Genomic DNA, 2,395 nt, shown 5'->3' with positions numbered 1-2,395 from the left:
AAGCAAAGGAAGGGTGAATGAAGATAAGCATCTCGGATTTAATTTGGTTGCTTTTTATAATCTCGTTTATCGTCCCGATCCTGCAAAGGCGTCTGCTGGATATGCGCAGAATCCAATTTCTCCACAAGATTGAGGAGGATAGAAAATCGCGCCTCATTACGCTTATTCACCGCCAGGAGGCTTTGAGTTTTTTGGGTATCCCCTTCGTCCGCTATATCGATATCGAGGATTCCGAGCAGATCCTGCGCGCCATCAGGTTGACCGACCCCCATGTGCCGATAGATATCGTCATGCATACGCCGGGGGGATTGGTACTAGCCGCCGAGCAAATCGCGTTTGCGCTGAAACGGCATCCCGCTAAAGTCACGGTCTTTGTGCCGCACTATGCGATGTCGGGCGGCACCCTTATTGCGCTCGCCGCCGATGAGATCGTTATGGATGAGAACGCCGTTCTTGGCCCGGTCGACCCGCAGCTTGGCGACCCCAGGGGCTCATATCCGGCGGCATCAATTTTGGCAGCGCTTGAGACACCCAATCCCAATAGAGACGATACGACCCTCATTCTGGCGGACGTTGCGAAAAAAGCGATTAACCAGGTGCATGATGTAGTCTATAACCTGATAAAAGATGAGATGCCCGAGGACAAAGCGCGCGAGATATCGGCTATTTTAAGCGAAGGTCGCTGGACCCATGATTATCCGATCGATGTAGCCAAGGCACGAGAGCTTAACCTGCCTGTCAACAGTGAGCTTCCTAAAGAATTCCACGAGTTGATGCAGCTCTTCCCGCAAACCCAGCAACGACGCCCGTCCGTCGAATTTGTCCCCATCCCGTACCGAGGCCGCCCGACGCCACCCCCACGCGGTCGCCAGCATTAAAAAAAGTAATAACCCAGCATCTTGGGTTTGAACATGGCGGAGGGTTGTGCGGTGCCCATCATGACGCTTACGAACTTTGCGGCAAGCTCGGGGTGTTTCTGGCCTTTTGCAATAAGCCTGTCCATCATTGCATAACGCTTAAGGGATTGGCGTAAAAACTCGCATACCCTGTGGTCTATAAAAAAGTGCTTGTTGAGATGCTCGTTATAGGGCTTTAGCGCCTGGGCCGAGACGTCTCCCCTGTCGAGCGCGGTCTTTGTGGCCATGGCCGCGTGCTCGCCGCTCTCCATCGCATAGGCGATTCCCTCGCCGCTTAGAGGGTTGACGAGGCCCGCCGAGTCCCCGGCAAGCAGGATACCATTGGCTACCGTGGTGTGTCTTCCAAAGCCCATCCTGAGGTAGGCGCCTTTGATCTCGGTGTCGGCAACCGCCCCGCTCATATCGACCGGTTTGGCGTCCTTTTCGTTTAAAAACCACCCCATGAGCTTTTTCAAGTCTATATTATGCTGTTTCATCACGGGTGTGCTCACACCAAGGCCGATGTTGGCGGTGCTTGTGGATGTTGGGAATACCCATGCGTAGCCCTCGGGTATGTGCTCGTCGATATAGACGTTAATGCAGTCGTCCAGCCCTTTTACGTTAGAATAGTAGGCGCGTGCCGCAATAGCGTGCGGTTTTGTGGATTCAACACCTGTCGTTTGGGCAAAGGTGCCGTGCGTGCCGTCGGCGCAAATGACTACCTTGCAGGGTATCTCGACTTCTTCACCGTTATACACCACTCTTACGCCGGTAACGGCCCCGCCGGATACGACAGGAGCTAAAGCCCTGCAATCCGTGAAGACTTTAGCCCCGGCATGTGCCGCTGTTTCTATAAGCTTTTGGTCGAGATCGATCCTTGGTGTTATTACGAAGTGCGGGTACGCGGTGTCTTCGTCCAGTATACCGGCCTCAAAGTATGCGCCGTTGTTGGAAAAAATGCGCACCCGATTGCAGCGGTAGTAGCCGCCCTTATCCAGCCACCCGCTAAGGCCCATTTTGTCGAGCATTTGAAGCGAGCGCGGGCCGAGCCCGTCGCCGCAGGTCTTCTCGCGGGGGAATTTGCTCTTATCCAGTAATGCTACGTTGACTCCGTTCCCGGCAAGGAAATAGGCGGCGGTTGATCCCGACGGCCCTGCGCCAACAACAACTACATCTACTCTTTCCATATCCTACACCCATCGAGCAATCGGCTTCACAATGCATTAGCTTATAATATACCGTGCGGCATTGCAACCACCAGCATGCCCGGTAGGCGGTTTTTAGGTTTGTCTGGGTGGCACTATCGCGAATACCGCTGAATATATGTTTGTAAGTCAATCTGGTGGTCTAGTACCCTGCCAACAAAGTACCCGATCGCACCAAATACGATACCGAGCAGTACGGATGAAAAACCAAACGCGATCCACGCAACGCCCAGGATGAACCCGATAAGAACGCCAAGCTGCGTATTTGTCATAATGCAACCCCCTCTTTATATC

The 2,395-nt window shown here is 53.5% G+C and carries 3 protein-coding genes; 1 reads left to right on the top strand and 2 read right to left on the bottom strand.

The window, feature by feature from the left end; genetic code table 11:
* Positions 1-17 precede the first annotated feature (17 nt).
* The gene (locus COY37_RS00965) at positions 18-878 is read left to right on the top strand and encodes an SDH family Clp fold serine proteinase (protein WP_286677940.1); all 861 of its coding nucleotides are present in this window, start codon (positions 18-20) and stop codon (positions 876-878) included.
* Here the strand turns inward: COY37_RS00965 and COY37_RS00960 are convergent.
* Both COY37_RS00960 and COY37_RS00955 read right to left on the bottom strand, forming a co-directional pair.
* Complete coding sequence (locus COY37_RS00960; RefSeq protein ID WP_286677939.1) at positions 875-2,083, bottom strand: geranylgeranyl reductase family protein; 1,209 nt, start codon at positions 2,081-2,083, stop codon at positions 875-877. The two genes, COY37_RS00965 and COY37_RS00960, sit on opposite strands and share 4 nt — an antisense overlap.
* A 113-nt stretch (positions 2,084-2,196) precedes the next feature.
* Positions 2,197-2,373, bottom strand: a complete 177-nt coding sequence (locus COY37_RS00955; protein ID WP_286677938.1) for a DUF2273 domain-containing protein — start codon at positions 2,371-2,373, stop codon at positions 2,197-2,199.
* Positions 2,374-2,395 lie beyond the last annotated feature (22 nt).

The sequence above is a fragment of the Candidatus Aquicultor secundus genome, from assembly GCF_002791875.1.
GTDB lineage: Bacteria > Actinomycetota > Aquicultoria > Aquicultorales > Aquicultoraceae > Aquicultor_A > Aquicultor_A secundus.
Note: the sequence above shows the minus strand (reverse complement) of the source record. Positions and strands in the feature narration are given on the sequence as shown.

What these genes read in the sequence shown, in the direction of transcription:
- COY37_RS00965 (WP_286677940.1), top strand. Translation starts at nt 18, where the DNA reads ATGAAGATAAGCATCTCGGATTTAATTTGGTTGCTTTTTATAATCTCG.
- COY37_RS00960 (WP_286677939.1), bottom strand. Translation starts at nt 2,083, where the DNA reads ATGGAAAGAGTAGATGTAGTTGTTGTTGGCGCAGGGCCGTCGGGATCA.
- COY37_RS00955 (WP_286677938.1), bottom strand. Translation starts at nt 2,373, where the DNA reads ATGACAAATACGCAGCTTGGCGTTCTTATCGGGTTCATCCTGGGCGTT.